The organism is Flavobacteriales bacterium (genome assembly GCA_016700415.1).
In the GTDB taxonomy this organism is placed as follows: Bacteria; Bacteroidota; Bacteroidia; order Flavobacteriales_F; family PHOS-HE28; genus PHOS-HE28.
The window spans coordinates 855009-876539 of sequence record CP065018.1 but is presented as its reverse complement, the minus strand read 5'-3'; the positions used below and the strand labels follow the sequence as shown (position 1 = coordinate 876539).

Sequence of the window (21531 nt, the reverse complement as noted above, 5' to 3'; positions counted from 1 at the left end):
GGCGATACTGAGGGCCAACCCGCGATAGAGGATGCAATGATAACGGTGATCCCGCTGAAGTGCAATTTTTTTTGTCGGCCCCGGTTCCGCCGGGCTTGCGATCTTCGCGCACCGCCCCATTACCATGATCCAACGAAGACAGACCGTATTCCTGCTGCTGGCAGCACTTTGCGGAGCGCTCACCTTTTTGTTCCCTGTGGATTCCTTCCTGCGCGGCGACCAAGGGTTCGTTTTTCGCACCACGGGTTTTTTCATGGCCGATGGGACGCCGGTGGTCGATGCCGCCGTCAAGGTCCCGTTCGCCCCGGTGCTCGCCCTGATCTCGGTGCTGCTGGTGGCGATCGTATTCTTCTACAAGAACCGTCGGCGCCAATTGTTGCTCGCACGTACCGCCAACCTGTTGACCATGGCCGTGGTGGTCTTCCTCTTCATCACCGATAACTCCGTTCGTGCTTATCTGGCACAAGGTGGAAGGGTTGAAGGCACGTTCGGGGTTTCCGCCGGCCTGCCATTGCTCATGATCGTGTTCATCCTGCTTGCCGAGAGCGGTATCCGCAAGGACCAGGCGCTGGTGAAGAGCATGGATCGGCTTCGATAGTTGTCAGATTAGAGTTGTCAGTTGTCAGGGGGCAGTTGCAGGTCCGGTGCCACCATGGGCGTTTAGTGCAATTCAGTGTTTTCTCGCGGCCACGGACGGAGGGTGTCGCGGCAACGCCTGACAACGGACAACTGACAACTATTCCCCAGCACCTCTGGGTCCCAACTCTATCACCTCCAAGTCCTTCAGTTTAACCCCGTCAATGGTGAAACGCAGCGCCGTGCGCACCTTGTGCCAGCCGTGCCTGCCGGTAGCGCCTGGGTTCATGTAGAGCATGTTCAACGCGGCGTCGAACTTCACCATGCAGATGTGCGAATGGCCGCAGATGAAAAGTGTGGGCGGGTCCCGCTTCAGTTCGTCCCGCACGGCCGGGTCGTAGCGCGGGGGCCTTCCGCCGATGTGCGTCATCCAAACGCGCACGCCTTCGACCGTGAAGCGCTGGTCGGAAGGGAAATCCAGACGGGTTTTGGCATCGTCGATGTTGCCGTGGATCGCACGCAATGGCTTCCAGCGTTGCAGCTCATCGGTCACGGTTTTCCCGCCGATGTCACCCGCATGCCAGATCTCATCACACTCCTTGAAATGCTCTTGCAGGCGCGGATCCAACCAGCCATGGGTATCGCTAAGGAGTCCGATGCGCTTCATCCGGACAAAGATCGCCCTTGTTCCCGTCCTACTTTTGCGCCCCGCATTCCCATCTTCTCATCATCTGATCATCTGATCATCTGATCGACCGATCGACCGATCGCCCAAGCATGCCACGCTATTTCATGGAACTCGCCTATGACGGCACGCCCTACCGGGGCTGGCAGCGGCAACTGGCGGGCACGACCACCGTGCAGGAGGAAGTTGAAAGGGCGCTCCGCATGCGGCTGAGAAGGCCGAAGGTGACGGCCTTGGGCTGCGGCCGCACCGACACCGGTGTCCATGCCTCTTCCTACTTCATCCATTTCGATGCTCCGGAGCCGATCGAGAACACGGACGGATTCTACAACAGCATAAACGGTATGCTGCCGCCGAGCATCGCCGCCAAACGCCTGATCCCGGTCGCGGATGATGCCCACGCCCGTTTCAGCGCGCGGGAACGCGAGTACACCTACCTGATCCACCGGCGAAAGGATCCGTTCCTCCACGACAAGTCCTGTCTGCTCAGCGTGGAACTGGATGTCGCTGCCATGGATGCTGCCTGCCAAGTGTTGATCGGTACGCAGGATTTCAGCTGCTTCCAGCGCACCGGCAGCGACAACGGCACGTCCATTTGCGATGTGCGCCAAGCGAACTGGGTGGCCACGGAGGTCGGTTATCGCTTCACCATCACCGCGGACCGGTACCTGAGGAACATGGTGCGCGCGATCGTGGGCACCTGCATCCGCATCGGGAAGGGCCATTGGCCGGTGGAGTACATGGCCGAAGTGCTCGCCTCGCATGATCGCGGAAAGGCAGGCAAGAGCGCGCCGGCCTGCGGGCTCTACTTATCGCGCATCGAATATCCCTTCATCCAGCAACGAGAAGCATGAGCGGCACCAAGGGCAAGGCGTTCGATGTGGGGCTGTTCCGCCGGGTGATGCAGTTCGTACGGCCCTACCGCAGGCTGTTCTGGATCACGTTCGCGCTCACCATTTTCCTTTCGCTGGTAGCGGTGGTGCGCCCCGTGCTGATGGCCAAGATGGTGGACAACTACGCCGTCAAGGGTGACCTGAACGGCCTCTACATGATGATGGCGATCGTGGTGGGCCTGCTGGTCGTGGAAGGTATCGTCCAGTTCTACCAAGGCTATTGGACGAGCTGGCTGGGGCAGACCATCACCTTCGACCTGCGTCAGCAGCTCTTCACCAAGATCGTGGGCTTCCGCATGCGCTACTTCGACCGAACGCCCATCGGTACGCTCGTCACGCGCGTGATCAGCGACATCGGGACCATCGAGAGCATTTTCTCACAAGGCCTGCTCTCGATCATGGGCGACCTCCTGAAGCTGACCGTGGTGGTGGTCGTGATGTTCGTTTACAACTGGGAACTCGCGCTGTGGAGCATGGTGCCGATCCCGTTGCTGCTGTGGGCCACCAATATCTTCAAGAACGCCATCCAGAAGAGTTTCCAGGACGTGCGGACGCAAGTGGCGCGGCTCAACGCCTTCGTGCAGGAGCACATCCAAGGCATGGCCATCGTTCAGCTTTTCGGGCGCGAAAGGCAGGAGTACCGCAAGTTCACGGCCATCAACAAGGAACATCGGGGCGCGCATATCCGGTCCGTGTTCGCCTACTCGCTCTTCTTTCCGATCGTGGAAATCCTCAGTGCCGTTTCGCTGGCCTTCCTCATCTGGTGGGGCGTGGGCGACGTGCTGAAAGGCGTGGCCACCTTCGGGGAACTGATCGCCTACATCCAGTTCATCAACATGCTTTACCGCCCGATCCGCCAATTGGCCGACCGCTTCAACGTGTTGCAGATGGGCATGGTGGGCAGTGAGCGTGTTTTCGCCGTGCTGGATACCGAGGCCACCATGGACGAGAGTGGCACCCTGAGCACGGCCGAGGTCCAAGGCAACATCGCTTTCGTGGATCTCTGGTTCGCCTATATCGACGAGGAATACGTGCTGAAGAACATCTCCTTCACCGCGAAAGCCGGGCAGATGATCGCCTTGGTGGGCGCCACCGGAAGCGGCAAGAGCAGCATCGTGAACGTGCTGAGCCGCGCCTATGAATACCAGAAGGGCAAAGTGCTGCTGGACGGCGTGAACATCCGTGATTATCGCCTTGGGGAGCTGCGCAAGAGCGTCTCCGTGGTCCTACAGGATGTGTTCCTGTTCAGCGACACGGTACACAACAACATCACGCTGCACGACGACAAGATCTCGCGTGAGGAGGTGATCGCAGCCGCGAAGGCCGTGGGTGCGCACGACTTCATCATGCAATTGCCGCTGGGATATGATACCGATGTGCGGGAACGCGGCGCCATCCTCAGCGTGGGCCAACGCCAACTGCTCGCTTTTATGCGCGCCTTTGTGAACCAGCCCAAAGTGCTCGTGCTCGACGAGGCCACCAGCAGCGTGGACAGCATGAGCGAGCAGTTGATCCAACAGGCCACGGAGAAGATCACGCAAGGCAGGACCAGCATCGTGATCGCACACCGGTTAAGCACGATCCAGAAAGCGGACCGCATCCTCGTGATCGGTGAAGGCCGCATCATCGAGCAGGGCTCGCACCAGGAGCTGTTGGCTATGAACGGGGCGTACAGGAAGTTGTACGATCTACAGTTCGCGTGAAACGACCATGGCCGAACATTTTCGCCCCCGGTGCCTACCGGGGTCGCGCAAAGGCGAACGTCACCGCTACTCACGCCCAGCCATATCTCCGACACATGGCGGGCCTGCGGCGATCCAAAATGCAAAAGGCCCGGAGCGGTCCGGGCCTTCTGGTCTAAAGATGCTTTTCGCTGTCTCTTAGGCGACAGGCGTCAATTGCCCTTCCAGCTTGCTGGCTAATTGTGCCTTGGGCACCGCGCCTACGCTGCGGTCCACCACTTCGCCGTTCTTCAGGAAGAGGATGGTGGGGATGCTGCGGATGCCGTACTTGGTGGCGACGCCGGGGTTGTTGTCCACGTTGACCTTGCCGATCACGGCCTTGCCTTCGTATTCCTTGGAGAGTTCTTCAACCACGGGGCCGACCATACGGCAAGGGCCGCACCATTCCGCCCAGAAGTCCACCATCACCGGCTTGTCGCTCTTCAGCGCGAGTTCCTCAAAATTGCTGTCGGTCAGTTCAAGTGCCATGTTTTTGTGTTGCGTTGTGGGCGTTCGGTCGCCCGATTTGGTGTGTGATTTCTTTGGCAAGGGAGCGTTTGGTGCCGCTAAGTTCGGGATTACGTGCGGCTTGTCGAAAACCATACCGGACCGTTTTTGCCTGACACTTGGTCAGCTAAGCGACCATTTCAGGTCGACCAAGTTATCCAATCGGTCGGTAAGCTCATTGGTGATGGCCACCGTTCTGGCTTTGCTCGGCGCGTCCACCATGATGTTTTCCCCGCTATCGACCAAGGAGATCAGCACTTTGCAGGTCCCTTTGTTTTCGGCCAGTATGTCGGAAAGCTCCCGGCTCAATTCTTCGTTCACGCGGGCGGCGTCCATCTTCAGGATGAGCTTGGTGATGTATTTCTCACGCGCATCGCTCAAGAGGTCGATATTGGAGATCTTGAACTCCAACTGGCCCTCGTCGCGGCCCCAAGTGCGTTCCATGGCCCTGCCTTTCAGTAGCAGCAGCGTGCCGGCCTGCAGGTAGAGCTTGAATTTCATGTAATCCTCGCTGAAAAGCATGAAATCATGCTTGCCATAGTGATCTTCCATTGAGAAGCTTCCGAAGGGCTTCCCGCTCTTGGCGATGCGGTGCTCAGCCTTGGTGACGATGCCGGCCATGCACAGTTCACGGCCCGCCACGCTCTTCAGGTCCGCAAGCTGCGGCAATTGCGCATTGCACAGGTGCTTGATCTCGATCCGGTGGTCGTCCAGCGGATGGCCGCTGAGGTAGAAGCCGATCACCTCCTTCTCGTGGTGCAATTGTTCCAAGGCGCTCCATGGTTCCGCAGGCGGAAGCATCGGTTCGGGTATGGCGGCGCCTTCCTCGCTCATGTCGAACATGTTCACCTGCGAGCTGTCCGCACCGTCCTGATGCTGCTGGCCGTAGCGCACCAGCGTCTCGATGAAGGTCGGCTTGCCTTCGCCGGGGCTGAAGAAGAAATGCGCCCGGTGCATGCCGCCCAAGCCGTCGAACGCGCCTGCATAGGCCAGGCTCTCCAGCGATTTCCGGTTCGCGCTGCGCAGGTTCACGCGGCGCATCAGGTCATACACGCTCACGTAAGGGCCGCGCTCGCTTTGCCGTTCGCTCACGATGGCGTCCACGGCACCTTCGCCCACGCCCTTCACAGCACCCAGCCCGAAACGGATCTGGCCTTGCTTGTTCACGCTGAACTGGAAGCCGCTTTCGTTAACGTCCGGCCCCAGCACGGGGATGCCCATGCGGCGGCATTCCTCCATGAAGAAGGTCACCTTGTCGATGGCGCTCTGCGAATGCGTGAGCACCGAGGCCATGAATTCCGCCGGGTAGTTCGCCTTGAGCCAGGTGGTCTGGTAGGCGACGAAGGCGTAACAGGTGCTGTGGCTTTTGTTGAAGGCGTATTGCGCGAAGGCCTCCCAGTCGGTCCACACCTTGGCGCAGACTTTCGCGTCGAGGCCCTTGGTGGACGTGCCTTCGAGGAACTTCCCCTTCATCTTGTCCAGCGTGGCGCGGTCCTTCTTGCCCATGGCCTTCCGCAGCACGTCCGCGTCGCCCTTGGTGAAGCCCGCCAGCTTTTGGCTGAGCAACATAACCTGCTCTTGGTACACGGTGACGCCATAGGTCTCCTTCAGCAGTTCCTCCATCTCGGGGAGCTCGTAGACGATCTCCTCCTGCCCGTGCTTGCGTTTGATGAAGCTGGGGATGTATTCGATCGGCCCCGGCCGGTAGAGCGCGTTCATGGCGATGAGGTCGCCGAACTGGTCGGGCTTCAGCTCCCGCAGGTACTTCTGCATGCCGCCGCTCTCGAACTGGAAGGTGCCGTTGGTCTCGGCGCGCTGGTACAGGGCGAAGGTCTTTGGATCGTCCAGCGGGATGTCGTCGATGGCGATGTCGATGCCGTGGTTCGCCTTGATCATCCGCAGCGCATCGCGAAGGATGGTGAGCGTCTTCAGGCCGAGGAAGTCCATCTTGATCACGCCCGCATCCTCGATCACGCGCCCGTCGTACTGGGTGAGCAGGAGGGTGGATTCCTTGCTGATGCACACGGGGATGATGTCCGTGAGATCGCTCGGCGCGATGATGATCCCCGCCGCGTGGATGCCGGTGCCGCGCACGGAGCCTTCGAGCTTTTCGGCCTCGTTCAGCACGTCCGCCGTGGCTTCGCCGCTTTGCTGCACCTCGCGCAATTGCTTCACGTTGGCGATCTCGTCGCTGCTCAGGTTCTCCCTTTCCTTCAGGCTGCCGGGGCCCTCAAGCGGGGCATGCAAAAGGCGGCCGAGATTGATACCGGGCCTTTCGGGCACCAGCTTCGCCAAGCGGTCGGCCTCGTTCAGCGGCAGGTCCAGCACGCGCGCCACGTCGCGGATGCTGCTCTTGGCCGCGATGCTGCCGTAGGTGATGATCTGCGCCACCTGGTTCTTGCCGTACTTCTCCACCACGTAGTCGATCACGCGCTGGCGGCCTTCGTCGTCGAAGTCCGTGTCGATATCGGGCATGCTCTTGCGGTCCGGGTTAAGGAAGCGCTCGAACAGCAGGTCGTACTTGATCGGGTCGATGTTGGTGATGCCGATGCAGTAGGCCACCGCGCTGCCCGCCGCGCTGCCACGGCCGGGGCCGATCACCACCCCGATGTCGCGGCCGTGGTTGATGAAATCCTGCGTGATCAAAAAGTAGCCCGCAAAGCCCATCGTCCTGATGGTGAACAGCTCGAAGTCCAAGCGCTCCTTGATCTTCGGGTCCAACGAGTCGATCCCGCCAACAAGACCAGGCTCAATACCCTCACCTCCCTCACCTCCATTACCCCCGTTACCTCCCAAATACCTCCGGACAGCACCCTCATAGGTCATGTGCCGCAGGAACGCATCCTGGTCCGCAAAGCCCACCGGGATCTCAAAATTCGGAAGCAGAATATCCTTCTTCAACTTCAACGTCTCGATCTTATCGACGATCAAGTTGGTGTTGTCCAACGCCTGCGGAACGTCGCTGAAGCGCTCCAGCATCTGCGCCTTCGACTTGAAGTAGAACTCATCATTGCTGAAGGCGAAGCGCTTGCCCTTGGTGGTGCCGTTCTCCGCATCGGCGTCCGTGGCCTTGGGCGTGCTTTGCTTCTCGCCCGTGTTCAGGCAGAGCAGGATGTCGTGCGCGTTGGCATCCTGCTGATCCACGTAGTGGCTGTCGTTGCTGGCGATGATGGGCACATTGTACTTCACGGCCCACTTCAGCAGCACGGCGTTCACCTTGTCTTGGTCCTCAATACCATGGCGCTGCAGCTCGATGTAATAGTCGTCGCCGAAGAGGTCCAGCCACCACTTGAACTCTACTTCACCAGCGGCCTCGCCCTTGCGTAGGATGGTGCGCGGCACGCTCGCCGCCAAGCAGCAGGTGGTTGCGATCAACCCTTCGTGATGCTGCAGGACGAGTTCCTTGTCGATGCGCGGATACTTGCTGTAGTAGCCCTCGATGTATCCGAGTGAGCAAAGCTTGCTGAGGTTCATGTAGCCGATGGCGTTCTTCGCCAGCATCAGCTGGTGGTAGCGCTGGTCCTTGTCCTCCCGTGTGAAGGCTTTCTTGTGGCGGTCCTCCACCAAGTAGAACTCGCAGCCTACGATGGGCTTCACTTTTGGAGTGCCGTCCTCGTTCCTATGCTTCCCTGCCTCGGCCACGAACTTGAAGGCGCCGAACATGTTGCCATGGTCGGTGATGGCCACCGCCGGCTGCCTGTCCGCCGCCGCTTTCTTGAACAAGGCGCTGATGTTGCTGGCGCCGTCGAGAAGTGAGTATTGGGTGTGGACGTGGAGGTGGGAGAATTGCATTTCGGGACTTGGGGGCGAGGGCCACGAAGTTACCCGGAGCAGGTCGGAAAGGAGTGATCAGTTTTCCACAAGTGGATCGTTCGATCAACCTGGAACCGATCTGCTCAGTCGATCTCCCTCGCTCCAGCAAGCGCACGTCACAGCGGTTCTGACGGTCTTACGTCACAACGGTTCCGACGGTCGTACGTCACTGCGGGCCCCGACCCGCAGTCCCGGTCATCCTGAACCAACCATCCACCGCAACCCCGGTCGCCAACGATCCGCACTACACCAACGCGATCCGATGCCCTGCGAGTTCCTTGAACAGCATGGTCACTTATATGTTGAACTCCGTTCCGCGCTTTTGGTGGAATGGGGGTCAACGGTTTGCGGGCTTGTGTAGTAGCTGGATTAAAAGCGACTACTTGTCCCAGCGCTCCCGCAAGTCTTCACGGCCAACAAGAGTTGGCGTTCCAGCATGCTCAGCCGTGGCGACTTGTGGGTGGTGTACGATGCTTTCACGCATGCTCATCGGTGAAGTCTTCGGACTTCACACCGAGTCTTTAGTACGGCTCCAATTTAAGCAGACCCGGCTTTCCCGCAATGGCCGGTGCTGAACTGTAAACATAGTCTTCAGCCTGTTCCACATAACCTTCCACCACCGGGTTATCGTGCAAGTAGTTCAACTTCTGTATGATCACTTCCGCAGTGATCAACTGTATCGGCCGGTTGTCCTGGCGCCAAAGCTGGTAATGCGTGTTGTTGGGGTTGGCCGCGCCGGCCTTGGCAAAGATCGGTAGCATCCACGCTTTGCGGCTTTCTTGACCATTCTCGACAAGGGCCTTCAAGATCTGCGAGGACGTGAATTTCTTCAGGTCCCGAAGGATGTCCGGCAACGCATGGCCTCCCGCCGCCGCCGCGATCAAATGCACATGGTTGCTCATGATCACCCAAGCATAGAGCAGCAGTCCTTTCTTCTCCTGGCAATGCCTCAGGCTCTCCACAACAATGTCCTTGTATTCACGACGGGTGAACACGTCCACCCACTCTACGGTCGCGAAGGAGATGAAGTAGGTGCCTTCGGGGTCGTGGAATTTGTAGCTGCGGCTCATGCAGCTCCGAAGGTAGTTCCGTGTGGCAGTCTGAAGACTGCTGGAGGCTTCTGTGCCTGAGTCGACTCCGGAGAGCATACCCACAAGTCGCCCCGGCCTGTTTGGCTCAGGAGCTCACTTTATGGTTGGGCCGGGAAGACTTGCGGGAGCGTGAGGAAGTAGGTGCCTTCGGGGTCGTGGAATTTGTAGCTGCGGCTCATGCAGCTCCGAAGATAGTTCCATGTGGCAGTCTGAAGACTGCTGGAGGCTTCTGTGCCTGAGTCGACTCCGGAGAGCATACCCACAAGTCGCCCCGGCCTGTTTGGCTCAGGAGCTCACTTTATGGTTGGGCCGGGAAGACTTGCGGGAGCGTGAGGAGCGTGGGTTATCGGATCTTCATCCTGCACCTGACCATGGTTGAGCGTGCATCCGTGGTTGAAGCATTCGTTTGAAGTCGCGCCCAAGGGTACAAGACCCAATGGCCTTGGGCATTCGGTCCGGGTCCCCGTTTTTCCGGTAGCTTGCCAGCAAACCGCTAGACATCATGACGACCAAGAGAGCCACCCAGCGCAGGGGAAAGAGCAAGCACGGAAAGACCACGGCCAAGTCCAGCGATACGCGGGCCAAACGCAAGGCCGTGACCGAAAGGCGCATGGCCTTGGCCGCAGCGAAGGTTGCCGCCGATATCAAAGCCGCCGCAAAACCTCCCGTTGCCAAGAAGCCTAAGAAGAAGACCGCCGCGAAGGCCGCACCGAAGAAGGACTAGGCCGATCAGAGGCTCACGAAGCTCCGGCGCATGGGGCTGCGCTTGAACGTCCAGCTGACCTCCACGCTGAAGTAGCTGAAGGAATCCGGAAGGCCGGGATTGCCACGGCGGCTGGTGAACAGGCTTTCCTTGCCGTTGGTGCCCCAGCCGGTGGGGTCGCTGATGTAGCGCGCCATGTATTGCTGGGTGCTGTCCGTATACACCTGGCCGATCTCCGAATAGGTGGCGTAGCGGTCGCTCACCGCGTCCAGCATGTCGGTGAAGAACATGTAGTAGCTGAATTCCATGCCCACCGACATCTGTTTGGTCACCAAATAGCGCACCCCGAAACCGATCGGAACGCCCACGTGCCAAGGGCTGGGCGGCTTGCTCAATACACTGGCTTCCCGACCTCCGCCGCTCCCCTCGGTCACCCAACTGTACAGATCGGTCTCATAGGTACCGTCCTGACCGATCACGTTGGCATTCTCCTCGCCGCGCGGCCTGTCCCGGATCGTGCCGTCCTCCCATGCGTAGTACCGGTTGGAAAGGTCCGCTGAACCATTGAACAGATCAGCCTTCGGTCGGCCATAGAACAGCCCGATGCCGATGTAGGAATAGGCAAAGAATTTTTGCTGGTACAGGGCCTGAAAGGGTTCCCTGTACATGTTCAGGACCAAGTGTTGGCTGATGCCGAACAGGTCGTTCCGGAAGTTCAGACCCCGCCTGTAGTTGCGGAGCTCGGTGCCTGACTTGCCGCCAGTGGGAGAGGCTTCGTTATAGCCTATACGGTGCCAGCTCAGCGTGGTCTCCGTGGTCAACGCCCGGGTGATATAGCGCTTGGGGTTGTTGAGGTAGTCACGGAACGTGACCTTCATCCCGGGGCGTATGCCGTTCCATTGCACCGCGCCATCATAGTTGCCGAGGTCCCCGGAGAAATGGTCCGCGCCCATGGCGATCCCCACCTCCAAGTTGCGTTGTGCATGAACGCCCGTCGCGACCAAAATACAGGCGGAAAGGGTTGCGGGAAAGTACTTGTAGGTCATGGGAAACGGGCTTGGGTCTATCGAAGGTACGATGGAAAGACGCCTTCAGCCCCAGTGGGTTGCCTAAGAGCCTGTTCAAGTTCTCTTCGAACGCGGCCCCCCGGTCTCTTTTCCGCCCATGCTTCGCCGGAAGATCAACCCGTAGGCCCGCTACGCGATGATCTTCCGGCTTCGCCTGATCGAAAAATAGTCTCGCGGCCCATCGCCCAAGAGATCCTGAACTGGCTCTGGACCCGATCCGTATTTATCCACGTTCCCCGAAGATGGCCGTGCCGATGCGCACCATCGTGCTGCCCGCTGCCACGGCTTCCTCAACATCCCCGCTCATGCCCATGCTCAGCTCGGTGAAGAGCAACGCATTCACCGTCCCGCCCTTTATTAGTTCCTTCCGCAGAGCGGCCAAGCCCTCGAATTCACGCCGCACTTGACCGAGGTCCTCCGTGTTGGTGGCCATGCCCATCAAGCCCCGGAAACGCAGTGCCGGCCAGCGGCTCTGCAGGTCACCGCCAGCGCAGAGGGCGCGAATTTCATCCGGCAGAAAACCGTGCTTAGTCTCCTCTTGGGCGATGTGGACCTGCAACAGCACACCGATCGTCCTTCCGGAAGTGGCCGCCCGCTTGTTCAGCTCGTCCAACAACGCTTCGCGGTCCACACCATGAACGAGATGCACGAAGGAAGCGATGTATTTCACCTTGTTGGTCTGCAAATGGCCGATGAAGTGCCACTCAATATCCTCCGGAAGCTCCGGCTGTTTGTCCCGTAGTTCCTGCGGATAATTCTCGCCGAATGCGCGCTGGCCCAGGTCATACAGCCTCTGGATCTCTTCTGCCGTGCGCTTTTTGCTCACGGCGATCAACTTCACGTGCTCCGGTAGCGCGCCTTTCACGCGGGCATATCGCTCAGCAAGCGCCACGGTGTCCATCAGTGGTCTTCCAAGGAATAAATGGTGAGGCCGCTGCGCAGCTTGGGTTCGATCCAGGTGGTCTTCGGAGGCATGCATCTACCGCTGTCGGCCACGGTCCTCATTTCATTGAAGGTGACCGCGCGTAAATGGAAGGCCACGTCGGCTTTACCGCTGCTTATCGCCTGTTCCAGTTCGGAAGTGTCGTGGGTGCCGGGTACGAAGCGGATGCGCGGATCGGTGCGCAGGTCGCTGATGCCCAGCACAGGGCCCAGCACGGCCTCGCTCAACACTGCCGCGTCCAAGGCGTCCACGGGGTTGTTCCCGGAAGTCTTCGGCAAAGCCAGTGCATACCAGCCGCTTTTTACATGGACCTGGACGCTTTGCGGATCCGGTTCTCCCGGGCCGCCCGATAGCGGGGTCAATGTGCCCACCTTGCGCAGTTCTGTCAGAAAGGCTTCTTCGGAAAGTCCGTTGAGTCCTTTCACGGTGCGGTCGTAATTGTAGATGTGCAACTGGCGCTCCGGCACCATGAAGGCCAAGAACGCAGACTTGGGGCCTTGAGGGTCGGCGTGAAGGCAGTCCGCCAGCCGTGCGCTGCTGGCACAGCGGTGGTGGCCGTCGGCGATGTACATCGCGGGCATCCGCTTGAAGTGCCCGCCCAGAGCGACAAGCTCCTCCGGTGCGTCCACTTTCCAGAACCGGTGGCGGACCTGGTCGGTGGTGCAGAAATCATACAGGGTAGGGCGCTGGGCAATATCATCCAGCGCGGCCTCCAGGTCGGGGGCGTCGGGCACGGCCAGCAACACCGGCTCGGCGTTGATGCCGGTATGGTCCAGATAGTCGCTGAAGAGTTCCTCCCGGGTGGCCAGCGTTTGCTCGTGGACCTTTACCCGGCCTTCGCGATAATCCGTAACGGCCACCGCGCCGATGATGCCGCGCGAGGTGAAGGCGCCACAGCTCTGCTCATAGAGATAGAAGGCAGGATGTTCCTCCCGTTGCAGGATGTGCTTCTCCGTGAACTCCGTGAATTTGCGCCGCACGCCATCAAAATGTTCAGCACGCGTGAGGCCGTGGCGGTCGTGGTCCGCATATACGATGTGCAGGAAGGTATAGGGATTGCCCGCAAGTTTTTCGCGCAGCTGCTCCGTGGAATAGTTCAGGAAGGAGCGCGAGCCCACGAGATGGGCCGTGTGCGGCGCCGGTCGCCAAGCCCGGAACGGGCGAACATGGATCATCCGCGGCCCACGGTCACCTCCTCGCGCCAGGCCATCAGCAGTTCGGCCAGTTCACCGCCGATGCGCTCCTGCGCTTCCAACGTGGCCGCGCCGATGTGCGGACTGAGGCTTACGTTCTGAAGGCTCATTATGTCGGCACGTGGGGTAGGTTCGTTCATGTACACGTCCAGGCCGGCGGACTTCACCTTTCCGCTTTTCAGGGCGGCGATCAAGGCATCCTCATCGATCGAGTTGCCGCGGGCGGTGTTCACTAAGATCACGCCGGGCTTCATCTTCGCGAATTCATCCGCACCGAGCACCGGCGTGCCGTCAGCCTTCGATGGTACGTGCAGCGTGATGGCATCGCTCTTGGCAAGGAGTTCCTCCAAGGAAAGCATCTTGACGCCCACGCGGACGGTTTCACCGTTGAAGGGCACCTCCAGATGGTCCACCGTGGCATTGTTGTCGGCGTACACCACTTTCATGCCGTTGCCGATCGCGTAGCGTGCCACCCACTTGCCGATGCGGCCGAAACCGATGATGCCCAGGGTCTTGCCCCGCAGCTCCGCACCCTTGCCGTATTCCTTCTTCATTTCGGCGAAGGCGGTGCAACCCTCGGAGGGCATGCGGCGGTTGGCTTTGCAGAGGTCGCGCGTCAAGCTGTAGAGGTGCGCCATCACCAGTTCGGCCACGCTGATGCTGCTGCTGGCCGGGGTGTTCACCACACGGATACCCTTGCCCTTGGCGTAGGTCACGTCGATGTTGTCCATGCCCACACCGCCGCGGGCGATGAACTTCAGGTTCGGGCAGGCGTCTATGAGGTCCTTGCGCACCTTGGTGGCGCTGCGCACCAGCAGGGCGTCCACCTTCTCCTTGTTGATGTAGGCGATCAATTCCTCCTGGGGCACGAAGTCGGTGGTGATCGTAAAGCCCTCGGTAAGGAGCTGTTCCTTGGCGGGGGCGGAAATGCCGTCGTTGGCGTGTACACGCATCTTCTTAACCGTTCTTTTTAGCGAATTCCTCCATTACGTCCGTCAGGGCCTTCACGCTCTCGATGGGCAGGGCATTGTACATGCTGGCCCGGTAGCCGCCCACGCTGCGGTGGCCGCGGATGCCGCTGATGCCCGCCTCTTTCCACATCGCGTCGAAAGCGGGCTCCATTGCAGCATCTTTGAACACGAAGGTGGCGTTCATTTCCGAGCGGTCCTCTTTGGCGGTAGTGCCTTGGAAGATCGGTAAGCGGTCCACCGTTGAATACAGCAGCTCGGCCTTGGCGGCATTGCGCTTGGCGATCTCGGCGATGCCACCGATCCGCTTCATCCATTCCAGGGTGAGCATGATGACGTAGATCGGGAACACCGGCGGCGTGTTGTACATGCTGTCCTTGGCGGCGTGGTTGGCCAGGTCCATCATGGGGCTCAGCGTGCGCCCGGTCTTGCCCAACGCCGCGGGATCGAAGAGGTACATGGTGGCTCCGGCGGGGCCCATGTTCTTCTGTGCACCGGCATGATCATCGCAAAATCGGCCACGTTCACCGGGCGGCTGAAGATGTCACTGCTCATGTCGCAGATCATCGGCACCGTGCTCTTTGGGAACTGCTTGTATTGCGTCCCTGCGATGGTGTTGTTGCTGGTGAAGTGGAAGTAGTCCGCATCGCTGGGGATGCTGAACCCCTTGGGGATGTAGTTGAAGTTCTTGTCCTCGCTGCTGGCCACAACCACGGCCTCGCCGGCCAGCTTCCCCTCTTTGATGGCGCGCTTGGCCCATTCGCCGGTGTGGACGTATGCGCCCTTGCCGCCGGGCTTCATGAAGTTCTGCGGAACGAGGTGGAAGCCCATGCTGGCGCCGCCACCGAGGAAGATCGACTCATAGTGCGAAGGGGCGCCCAAGAGGTCCTTCACCAGCTGCCGTGCATTGGCCATGATCGCCTCGAAGGGCTTGCTGCGGTGGCTGATCTCCAGGATGCTCAAGCCGCTGCCGTCCAGGTCAAGCACCGCTTGGGAGGCTTTTTCAAAGACCTCTTGCGGCAGGATACAAGGGCCGGCGCTGAAGTTGTGGACTTTCATGGTGAGGAAGAGAAGCTTGAGAGGTTGAATTCGCGGCGCGAAGGTAAAGGTTCGAGAGGGGAGCTCCTCGTATGCTTCATGGCCATCGCGTCTTCCGGTCATGGCTTTTGGTTCGAGGGTTGTGGTTTTCCCCTCCTTTTTTCAACGAGGGGAGACTGATCCTCAGGCATGATCCATTCTGAGCACTTTGGGTTTTCCCCTCCTTTTTTCAAGGAGGGGCAAGGGGTGGTGCATTCCATGTGAGAACCCTGTACGCATTTCCGTGTAAGGACCACCCCCAACCCCTCCTTTTAGGAAGGAGGGGAGACGGATCCTCAGGGACATTTTGCAGGGAATTCATTGGTTTCCCTTGCTTTTCTTGTCAAAGAAGTTATCCGGTTACGCGATCAAGTTGACCTGTAAGAGGCGATAGCCCTGTGATCCCATCGCATCCTTTCCTCCCCACTACCGACCTTTGCGCCCCTTACAGATCAACGTTCATGCGTATCGGTATTGTTTGCTATCCCACCTTCGGCGGCTCCGGCGTCGTGGCGACTGAACTGGGCCTCGCCTTGGCGGAAGAAGGCCACACCGTTCACTTTATCACCTACGACAGGCCCGTGCGGCTGGGAACGGGCAAGGCCAACGTGATCTACCACGAGGTGCGCGTGAGCGATTATCCGCTCTTCGACTACCAGCCGTACGAACTGGTGCTGACGAGCAAGCTGGTGGACGTGGTGAAGCACGAGCGCCTGGACCTGCTGCATGTGCATTACGCCATTCCGCACGCCTCGGCGGCCTGGATGGCCCAGCAGATCCTCGCGGCCCAAGGCATCCGCATACCGTTCATCACCACCCTGCATGGCACGGACATCACCCTTGTGGGCCGCGATGCGAGCTTCGAGCCGGTGATCACTTTCGCGATCGAGCACAGCGATGCGGTGACGGCCGTTTCCGAAAGCCTCCGGAAGGACACCTACGCGCATTTTCCGATGAAGCGGGCCATCGAGGTGATCCCCAATTTCATCTGCCCGGAACGCTATGGGATGGGCATCGACCCGGTCCTGCGCAAACGTTTCGCGCCCAATGGCGAGAAGCTCTTGGTGCATGTGAGCAACTTCAGGCCCGTGAAGCGCGTGCAGGACGTGCTCGCCGTTTTCATGGGGGTGCGCGAACAGATGCCGGTCCGGCTGTTACTGATCGGCGACGGGCCGGACCGGCACCTGATCGAAGCGCAATGCCGTGCCAACGGCACGTGCGACGAGGTGTTCTTCCTCGGGAAGATGACCGACCCGGAAGAGGTGGTGGCAAGCTGTGACCTGTTCCTGTTGACCAGTGAGGCCGAGAGCTTCGGTCTTGCGGCCTTGGAGGCCATGGCCTGCGGTGTACCCGTGGTGAGCACCGATGCCGGTGGCACGGCCGAAGTGGTGGAGGACGGAGTGTCCGGTTTGTTGAACCCGATCGGCGATACTGCTGCGATGACGGCGAACGCATTGTCTATTCTGAAGGACCCGGAAACACTGGCGCGTTTTAGGAAAGGGGCTGCCCGCTCCGCCGAGCGCTTCGATATCGCGAAGGTCCTGCCCCGCTATGAAGCCCTGTACCAACAAGTGGTGGATCAAGTGAAAGCGAATGGAGTTCATCAGTGACCGTGTTAGTGTTGAGCGGCAGGGCGAAGGAATCAGCATCGTCATCGGCTCCCGGCTCCCCAAGCGGCAGTGGGCGCTTCTTATCGGTTGGTTAGTGGCATGGACGCTATGCGGTGTGGCCTTCCTCTACGAGTTCCTCCATGGCGCTGGCCCGGACATGCGCGTCCCGTTGTTCATCATGCTCGCTTTTTGGGGCTACTTCGAGCTGCGGATCATACGTGTGGTGCTGTGGCGCAAAAAAGGCTTTGAGCTCTGGCGGGTAAAGGACGGCGAGCTCACCATCAAGAACAGCCTCTACCGCTTCGGGAAGGCGACCCGTTACTTCATCGCTAACATCCAGCGGCTGGGGCTGTTGAACATGGACGAGACCTCCTGGAAATGGCAAATGAGCGACTCCTTCTGGACGCGGGGAGCTGAGCGCTTAGGCTTTGAATACCACGAGAAGAAGGTGGCCTTCGGCCGCGGCCTTACGGAGGAGGAAGCGCGCGAGGTGGTCCAACTGCTCGCTGCGGAATTGAAGCGGGAGCGGAAGGCGGAGAGAAAGTCTTGAGACTATTAGTCGGGAGTCTTGAGTCCCGACTAATAGTCTCAGGACTCCCGACTCAAGACTCCCCACCCAAGCCCACCGGTCCGTATTCTCAGCGCCTCCGCGTCCTTTAAAAATACTCGCTCCGGAAGGCGTTGCCGCTGATCCTCAACGTACGGATACCGTCCAGCATTTCTTCGCGTGTCATGCGCTTGGCGGAAGGGGAGGAGAGGGCCGCATCGATGGAATTCACTGCACCCGCAGGCACCCCGCGAGTTTGAAGCTTTTCCAATAGCGGTTCCCGTGGGAACGTCGCGATAGCCGGGGCCAATAGCTCTGCAAGGCGTGCCCGGTTCACCACGCGGCTGTTGTTCTCCGCAAAGTCCGCATCGTTCTTCACCGCAGGGAGTTCAAGCGCTTCGCAAAGCTTCCGGAACTGGGCATTGCTTCCTACGGCGAGCACGATCCGCTTCCTGTCGGAGCAGGTGAACACCTCGCCGTACGGTGCGATGTTCGGATGCAAGGTGCCGATCGGCTGCGCCACGTGACCGGCCATCAGCCAGTTGGAGGCCTGGTTCACTAAGCCCGTGAGCGCGGCCTCTTCCAATGTCACCTCTACGAATGCCCCTTTCCCGCTGTTGGTCCTGTTCAGCAAGGCAAGCAGGATCCCTTCCTTCAGCTGATGGGCCGCCAGGATGTCGATCATGGCCACGGGGAGCTTGGCCGGGTGTTCCGCGTCGGTGCCGGTCATGCTGATGTAGCCCGTCCCTGCCTGCAGGACCACGTCGTAGGCGGGGCGAGCCGCATCGTCCGCATAGCCACGGATGTGGCCCTGGATAAGCTTCGGGTTCAGCGCACTTAGCCGATCGCGCGTAAGCCCGAGTTTTTCCGCGTCCGCGGCCATGTGGTTGCTGATCAACACATCGGCCTTGGCCACTAATGCGTCGAATTCCGCTCGTGCAGCTTCATCGGTGAGGTCCAAGAAGAGATGCTCCTTCCCGAAATTGACACTGCTGAAGTACGCACTGACGTTTGATCCCGGGTCTTCAGTGGGCAGTTTCCACTTCCGCGTGACATCCCCGCCGGCCTTGGGGTTCTCCACCTTCACCACGCGGGCGCCCAGCTCCGCGAAGAACATGCCCACGGCGGGTCCGGCGAGTACGCTGGCGGTCTCGATCACCAAGAGGTCTTTCAGCATGGGACGAATGTAGAGCGGTGGCAGGTGGCCGGTGATAAGTGAACGGAATGCAATGCCCTTAGGATAATGGCAGTAGGCAGTGGCCTATCACCTATCACCTCAGACCGGCAGCTCCGCCCCGCACCGCCTGCAGAACCGTGCATCTCCCAAGTGCCCTGTGGCGTGGCAGGTCATGCACTCTTTGCCCGGATTCGCGCTCTTGGCCAGTTCCACGCCCACGATGCCCGTTGGCACGGCGATGATGGAATAGCCCAGGATCATGATCATCGAAGCGATCATCTGGCCGATGGTGGTCTGCGGGGCGATGTCGCCATAACCCACTGTTGTCAAGGTAACAATGGTCCAGTAGATGCTGCGGGGGATGCTGGTGAACCCGGCCTCAGGGCTTTCCACCAAGTACATCACCGTGCCGAAGATCACCACGATGGTGAGCACCGCCAGGAGAAAGACCATGATCTTTCTCCTGCTGGCCACCAGTGCCCGGCCCAGCATGCCGGCCTCGTTGATAAAGCGCGCCAGCTTCAGCACGCGGAACACCCGGATCAGGCGCAGCACGCGGATCACCATGAGCGACTGGGCGCCGCCGATGATCAAGCTGAGGAAGGTGGGCAGGATCGAGAGAAGGTCGACGATGCCGAAGAAGCTCAGTACATAATGCCGGGGCTTCTGCACGATCCAAAGCCGCAGCAGGTATTCCACCGTGAACAGGCCGGTAAAGATCAGCTCGGCCAAATAAAGCGCATGACCATAGCGGGCCTTGATCGCGGGCACACTTTCCAGCATCACCAGCAGCACACTGATGAGGATGGCCCACAACAGTACTACATCGAACAGCTTGCCCGCAGGCGTGGTAGTGCCGAAGACAGTGCGGTACAAGCGATTCCGCAAGGCACTGCGGCCGGGAGTTTCCATGCTGCAAGGTAGCGGTCGCGATCAAGCCTTCGGGGGAATGATGTGCAGGTCGCGCTGCGGGAAAGGAATGGCGACGCCCGCCTCGCGGAAACGTTCCAAGATGCGGAATCGGATGTCGCTCTTGGTCTGTTCCACCAGAAAGATGTTCCGGCTCCAGAACAGCAGTTCAAAGATCAGGGCGCTGTCGCCGAAATCGATGAAGCGCACTTTCACCGCGTGCTCCGGATCGTCCATGACCACGTCCGTCTGGTCCATCGCGCAGCCCATCAGGATCTTCTTCACCAATTCCGCGTCCGAGCCATAGGCCACGCCCACCCTCAGGTTGAAGCGCGTTTCCAGCGCGTTGTGGCTCCAGTTCACCACGTTCTCGTTGATGAAACGGTGGTTGGGCACGATCACGTTCATGCCGTCACGGGAATAGATGGTGGAGGTGCGCAGGTTGATCTCCGTCACGCGGCCCACCAGACCTTCCACCTCCAGCACGTCGCCCACCATGATGGTACCTTCCATCAGGATGAAAATGCCGGAGATGATGTCATTGAAGGTCTGCTGGATCCCGATGCCCAAGCCCACCAACAAGGCCGCAGAGCCCGCTACCAGGAAGGTGATGTTCATGCCCAGCACTTGCAGCACGATGATGATGGTGCCCACCCATACGGCGTACTTCACAAGGAGGTATGCCGAATGCAGTCGCGAGCGTTGGTCCATGTCGCCTTTAGCGCGGCGGTGCATGGCGGCTTTCACCAATCGCAGCAATAGAAAGGCGACGGCAATGGTGATCATCGCCCAGAGCACGTGCCCTACCGTGAAGACAAGGCCGCCGATATGGAACAAGGTCTCCGTGAACATGGTGGTGTTGCGATCGTGAAGCAGCCTCGCAAAGGAAGCCACATCCCCCATTGCTTGGATGCCGTTCGGAAAAAACCTTGCTGATGCAATGGTGGTCGATACCTTTCACCCGACATGTTGTTCCGACCCCTGTTCCTCGTGGTTGCCGATGCCACCGCCCAGATCGATTTGGCATCGTTACGCGTACACGGCAACACCCCGCGCCGACCATGATGGACATGGAGGGTTTCACCCGTGAATGGCTACTGAACCCCACGGTGGGCCGCATCGTGGGGCTGGTGGTCGGCGTGGCGTTGATCTGGACGTTGATGAAATTCCTCAAGGCCCGCTTCACCGGCAGGACGGAGCAGGCCGACGCCAAGTACCGCGTGAGGAAGCTCTTCGACGTAGCGGGCTACCTGCTCGTGCTGGTGCTGATCATGGTGGTGTACAGTGACAAGCTCAGCGGATTTACCGTGGCTTTGGGCGTGGCCGGTGCGGGCATTGCCTTCGCCTTGCAGGAGGTCATCGCCTCGGTGGCGGGCTGGCTTGCCGTGATGTTCGGCGGCTTTTATCGCACCGGTGACCGCGTGCAGCTCGGCGGTATCAAAGGCGATGTGGTCGATATCGGCGTGCTCCGCACCACGGTGATGGAGGTAGGCCAATGGGTGGATGGCGACCTCTACAACGGCCGCATCGTGCGCGTTGCCAACAGCTTTGTCTTCAAGGAACCGGTCTTCAACTATTCCGCGGATTTTCCTTTCCTCTGGGACGAGATCAAGGTGCCCGTGATGTTCGGCAGCGACTATGAACGCGCCCGTGCATTGTTCGATCAGGTATTGCGGGAGGTGGCGGGCGGCCTCACCGCGGATTCCCAGGCCAAGTGGAAGGCGATGGTGAGCAAGTTCATGGTGGAGGATGCACGCACCAGCCCGTGGGTGACCATGGCGTTCAACGACAATTGGGTGGAGTTCACCCTGCGGTACGTGGTGGACTACAAACAACGGCGCGGCACCAAGGACGCCCTGTTCACGCGTCTTCTGCGCGAGATCGAAGCCACGGACGGCGTCATCAAGCTGGCCTCCGCCACTTTCCAAGTGGTCGGCGTTCCGCCCATCAATGTGAAGGTTCAAAAGGACTGAATATGCGCAAGGCATACCTCATGGCCGGAAATGGTCAACTACGGTGTTGGGAAAATGTCGGCACGTAAATGATGGATC

Annotated in this window: 18 protein-coding genes and 1 pseudogene; 7 read left to right on the top strand and 12 right to left on the bottom strand. The window is 59.8% G+C overall.

From position 1 onward, the window contains the following. The first annotated feature begins 124 nt into the window (after nt 1–124). Entirely contained in the window at nt 125–598 is a 474-nt protein-coding gene (locus IPP95_03605) for a DUF4293 domain-containing protein (protein QQS73324.1), read from the top strand. Nucleotides 599–736: 138 nt separating this feature from the next. On the opposite strand, the gene IPP95_03600 is transcribed toward IPP95_03605, so the two are convergent. Continuing rightward, the gene (locus tag IPP95_03600) at nt 737–1243 is read right to left on the bottom strand and encodes a metallophosphoesterase family protein (GenBank protein ID QQS73323.1); all 507 of its coding nucleotides are present in this window, start codon (nt 1241–1243) and stop codon (nt 737–739) included. 110 nt (nt 1244–1353) lie between these two features. Between IPP95_03600 and truA the strand changes: the two genes are divergently transcribed. Beyond that, nucleotides 1354–2115 carry a tRNA pseudouridine(38-40) synthase TruA gene (gene truA, locus IPP95_03595; GenBank protein ID QQS73322.1) on the top strand — a complete coding sequence of 254 codons (762 nt, stop codon included), beginning with the start codon at nt 1354–1356 and terminating at the stop codon, nt 2113–2115. Further along, nucleotides 2112–3857 carry an ABC transporter ATP-binding protein gene (locus IPP95_03590; GenBank protein QQS73321.1) on the top strand — a complete coding sequence of 582 codons (1746 nt, stop codon included), beginning with the start codon at nt 2112–2114 and terminating at the stop codon, nt 3855–3857. Before truA ends, IPP95_03590 begins: the two co-directional genes overlap by 4 nt. A gap of 177 nt (nt 3858–4034) precedes the next feature. On the opposite strand, the gene trxA is transcribed toward IPP95_03590, so the two are convergent. The 3 genes from trxA to IPP95_03575 all read right to left on the bottom strand — a co-directional run bounded on the left by trxA (nt 4035) and on the right by IPP95_03575 (nt 9265). Next, nucleotides 4035–4364, bottom strand: a complete 330-nt coding sequence (trxA, locus tag IPP95_03585) for a thioredoxin (GenBank protein ID QQS73320.1) — start codon at nt 4362–4364, stop codon at nt 4035–4037. Between the two features lie 141 nt (nt 4365–4505). Then, nucleotides 4506–8174, bottom strand: a complete 3669-nt coding sequence (gene dnaE, locus IPP95_03580; GenBank protein QQS73319.1) for a DNA polymerase III subunit alpha — start codon at nt 8172–8174, stop codon at nt 4506–4508. A 542-nt stretch (nt 8175–8716) separates the two neighbouring features. Continuing rightward, nucleotides 8717–9265 carry a transposase gene (locus IPP95_03575; protein QQS73318.1) on the bottom strand — a complete coding sequence of 183 codons (549 nt, stop codon included), beginning with the start codon at nt 9263–9265 and terminating at the stop codon, nt 8717–8719. 523 nt (nt 9266–9788) lie between these two features. Here IPP95_03575 and IPP95_03570 point away from each other — a divergent pair. Beyond that, nucleotides 9789–10010, top strand: coding sequence for a hypothetical protein (locus IPP95_03570; GenBank protein ID QQS73317.1), 222 nt, complete (start codon nt 9789–9791; stop codon nt 10008–10010). A gap of 5 nt (nt 10011–10015) precedes the next feature. Here IPP95_03570 and IPP95_03565 read toward each other — a convergent pair whose 3' ends face one another. The 5 genes and pseudogenes from IPP95_03565 to serC all read right to left on the bottom strand — a co-directional run bounded on the left by IPP95_03565 (nt 10016) and on the right by serC (nt 15219). Next, nucleotides 10016–11035 carry a hypothetical protein gene (locus tag IPP95_03565; GenBank protein QQS73316.1) on the bottom strand — a complete coding sequence of 340 codons (1020 nt, stop codon included), beginning with the start codon at nt 11033–11035 and terminating at the stop codon, nt 10016–10018. Between the two features lie 244 nt (nt 11036–11279). Beyond that, nucleotides 11280–11948: a YggS family pyridoxal phosphate-dependent enzyme gene (locus tag IPP95_03560; GenBank protein ID QQS74187.1), complete on the bottom strand. Its 669-nt coding sequence runs from the start codon at nt 11946–11948 to the stop codon at nt 11280–11282. Between the two features lie 8 nt (nt 11949–11956). After that, nucleotides 11957–13174 carry a DUF1015 domain-containing protein gene (locus IPP95_03555; GenBank protein ID QQS73315.1) on the bottom strand — a complete coding sequence of 406 codons (1218 nt, stop codon included), beginning with the start codon at nt 13172–13174 and terminating at the stop codon, nt 11957–11959. Next, complete coding sequence (locus IPP95_03550; GenBank protein QQS73314.1) at nt 13171–14145, bottom strand: D-2-hydroxyacid dehydrogenase; 975 nt, start codon at nt 14143–14145, stop codon at nt 13171–13173. The genes IPP95_03555 and IPP95_03550 overlap by 4 nt, the downstream gene beginning before the upstream one ends. Nucleotides 14146–14149: 4 nt before the next feature. Further along, nucleotides 14150–15219, bottom strand: a pseudogene (gene serC, locus IPP95_03545) (3-phosphoserine/phosphohydroxythreonine transaminase). A 479-nt stretch (nt 15220–15698) separates the two neighbouring features. On the opposite strand from serC, the gene bshA reads away from it, so the two are divergent. Further along, entirely contained in the window at nt 15699–16847 is a 1149-nt protein-coding gene (bshA, locus tag IPP95_03540) for an N-acetyl-alpha-D-glucosaminyl L-malate synthase BshA (protein QQS73313.1), read from the top strand. Then, complete coding sequence (locus tag IPP95_03535) at nt 16831–17397, top strand: hypothetical protein (GenBank protein QQS73312.1); 567 nt, start codon at nt 16831–16833, stop codon at nt 17395–17397. The genes bshA and IPP95_03535 overlap by 17 nt, the downstream gene beginning before the upstream one ends. A gap of 106 nt (nt 17398–17503) precedes the next feature. Here the strand turns inward: IPP95_03535 and IPP95_03530 are convergent, their stop codons facing one another. The 3 genes from IPP95_03530 to IPP95_03520 form a co-directional block, all read right to left on the bottom strand. Next, complete coding sequence (locus IPP95_03530; GenBank protein ID QQS73311.1) at nt 17504–18571, bottom strand: CoA transferase; 1068 nt, start codon at nt 18569–18571, stop codon at nt 17504–17506. Between the two features lie 99 nt (nt 18572–18670). Next, on the bottom strand, nt 18671–19483 hold the full coding sequence (locus IPP95_03525; GenBank protein ID QQS73310.1) for an ion transporter: 813 nt from the start codon (nt 19481–19483) through the stop codon (nt 18671–18673). 21 nt (nt 19484–19504) lie between these two features. Then, complete coding sequence (locus tag IPP95_03520; protein QQS73309.1) at nt 19505–20332, bottom strand: mechanosensitive ion channel; 828 nt, start codon at nt 20330–20332, stop codon at nt 19505–19507. Between the two features lie 218 nt (nt 20333–20550). Between IPP95_03520 and IPP95_03515 the strand changes: the two genes are divergently transcribed. Continuing rightward, nucleotides 20551–21453 carry a mechanosensitive ion channel gene (locus IPP95_03515; protein QQS74186.1) on the top strand — a complete coding sequence of 301 codons (903 nt, stop codon included), beginning with the start codon at nt 20551–20553 and terminating at the stop codon, nt 21451–21453. Nucleotides 21454–21531: the final 78 nt, after the last annotated feature.

What these genes read in the sequence shown, in the direction of transcription:
- IPP95_03590 (QQS73321.1), top strand. Translation starts at nt 2,112, where the DNA reads ATGAGCGGCACCAAGGGCAAGGCGTTCGATGTGGGGCTGTTCCGCCGG.
- IPP95_03605 (QQS73324.1), top strand. Translation starts at nt 125, where the DNA reads ATGATCCAACGAAGACAGACCGTATTCCTGCTGCTGGCAGCACTTTGC.
- trxA (QQS73320.1), bottom strand. Translation starts at nt 4,364, where the DNA reads ATGGCACTTGAACTGACCGACAGCAATTTTGAGGAACTCGCGCTGAAG.
- truA (QQS73322.1), top strand. Translation starts at nt 1,354, where the DNA reads ATGCCACGCTATTTCATGGAACTCGCCTATGACGGCACGCCCTACCGG.
- IPP95_03530 (QQS73311.1), bottom strand. Translation starts at nt 18,571, where the DNA reads ATGCTGAAAGACCTCTTGGTGATCGAGACCGCCAGCGTACTCGCCGGA.
- IPP95_03535 (QQS73312.1), top strand. Translation starts at nt 16,831, where the DNA reads ATGGAGTTCATCAGTGACCGTGTTAGTGTTGAGCGGCAGGGCGAAGGA.
- bshA (QQS73313.1), top strand. Translation starts at nt 15,699, where the DNA reads ATGCGTATCGGTATTGTTTGCTATCCCACCTTCGGCGGCTCCGGCGTC.
- IPP95_03575 (QQS73318.1), bottom strand. Translation starts at nt 9,265, where the DNA reads ATGAGCCGCAGCTACAAATTCCACGACCCCGAAGGCACCTACTTCATC.
- IPP95_03565 (QQS73316.1), bottom strand. Translation starts at nt 11,035, where the DNA reads ATGACCTACAAGTACTTTCCCGCAACCCTTTCCGCCTGTATTTTGGTC.
- IPP95_03515 (QQS74186.1), top strand. Translation starts at nt 20,551, where the DNA reads ATGGAGGGTTTCACCCGTGAATGGCTACTGAACCCCACGGTGGGCCGC.
- IPP95_03525 (QQS73310.1), bottom strand. Translation starts at nt 19,483, where the DNA reads ATGGAAACTCCCGGCCGCAGTGCCTTGCGGAATCGCTTGTACCGCACT.
- IPP95_03550 (QQS73314.1), bottom strand. Translation starts at nt 14,145, where the DNA reads ATGCGTGTACACGCCAACGACGGCATTTCCGCCCCCGCCAAGGAACAG.
- IPP95_03520 (QQS73309.1), bottom strand. Translation starts at nt 20,332, where the DNA reads ATGTTCACGGAGACCTTGTTCCATATCGGCGGCCTTGTCTTCACGGTA.
- dnaE (QQS73319.1), bottom strand. Translation starts at nt 8,174, where the DNA reads ATGCAATTCTCCCACCTCCACGTCCACACCCAATACTCACTTCTCGAC.
- IPP95_03570 (QQS73317.1), top strand. Translation starts at nt 9,789, where the DNA reads ATGACGACCAAGAGAGCCACCCAGCGCAGGGGAAAGAGCAAGCACGGA.
- IPP95_03555 (QQS73315.1), bottom strand. Translation starts at nt 13,174, where the DNA reads ATGATCCATGTTCGCCCGTTCCGGGCTTGGCGACCGGCGCCGCACACG.
- IPP95_03600 (QQS73323.1), bottom strand. Translation starts at nt 1,243, where the DNA reads ATGAAGCGCATCGGACTCCTTAGCGATACCCATGGCTGGTTGGATCCG.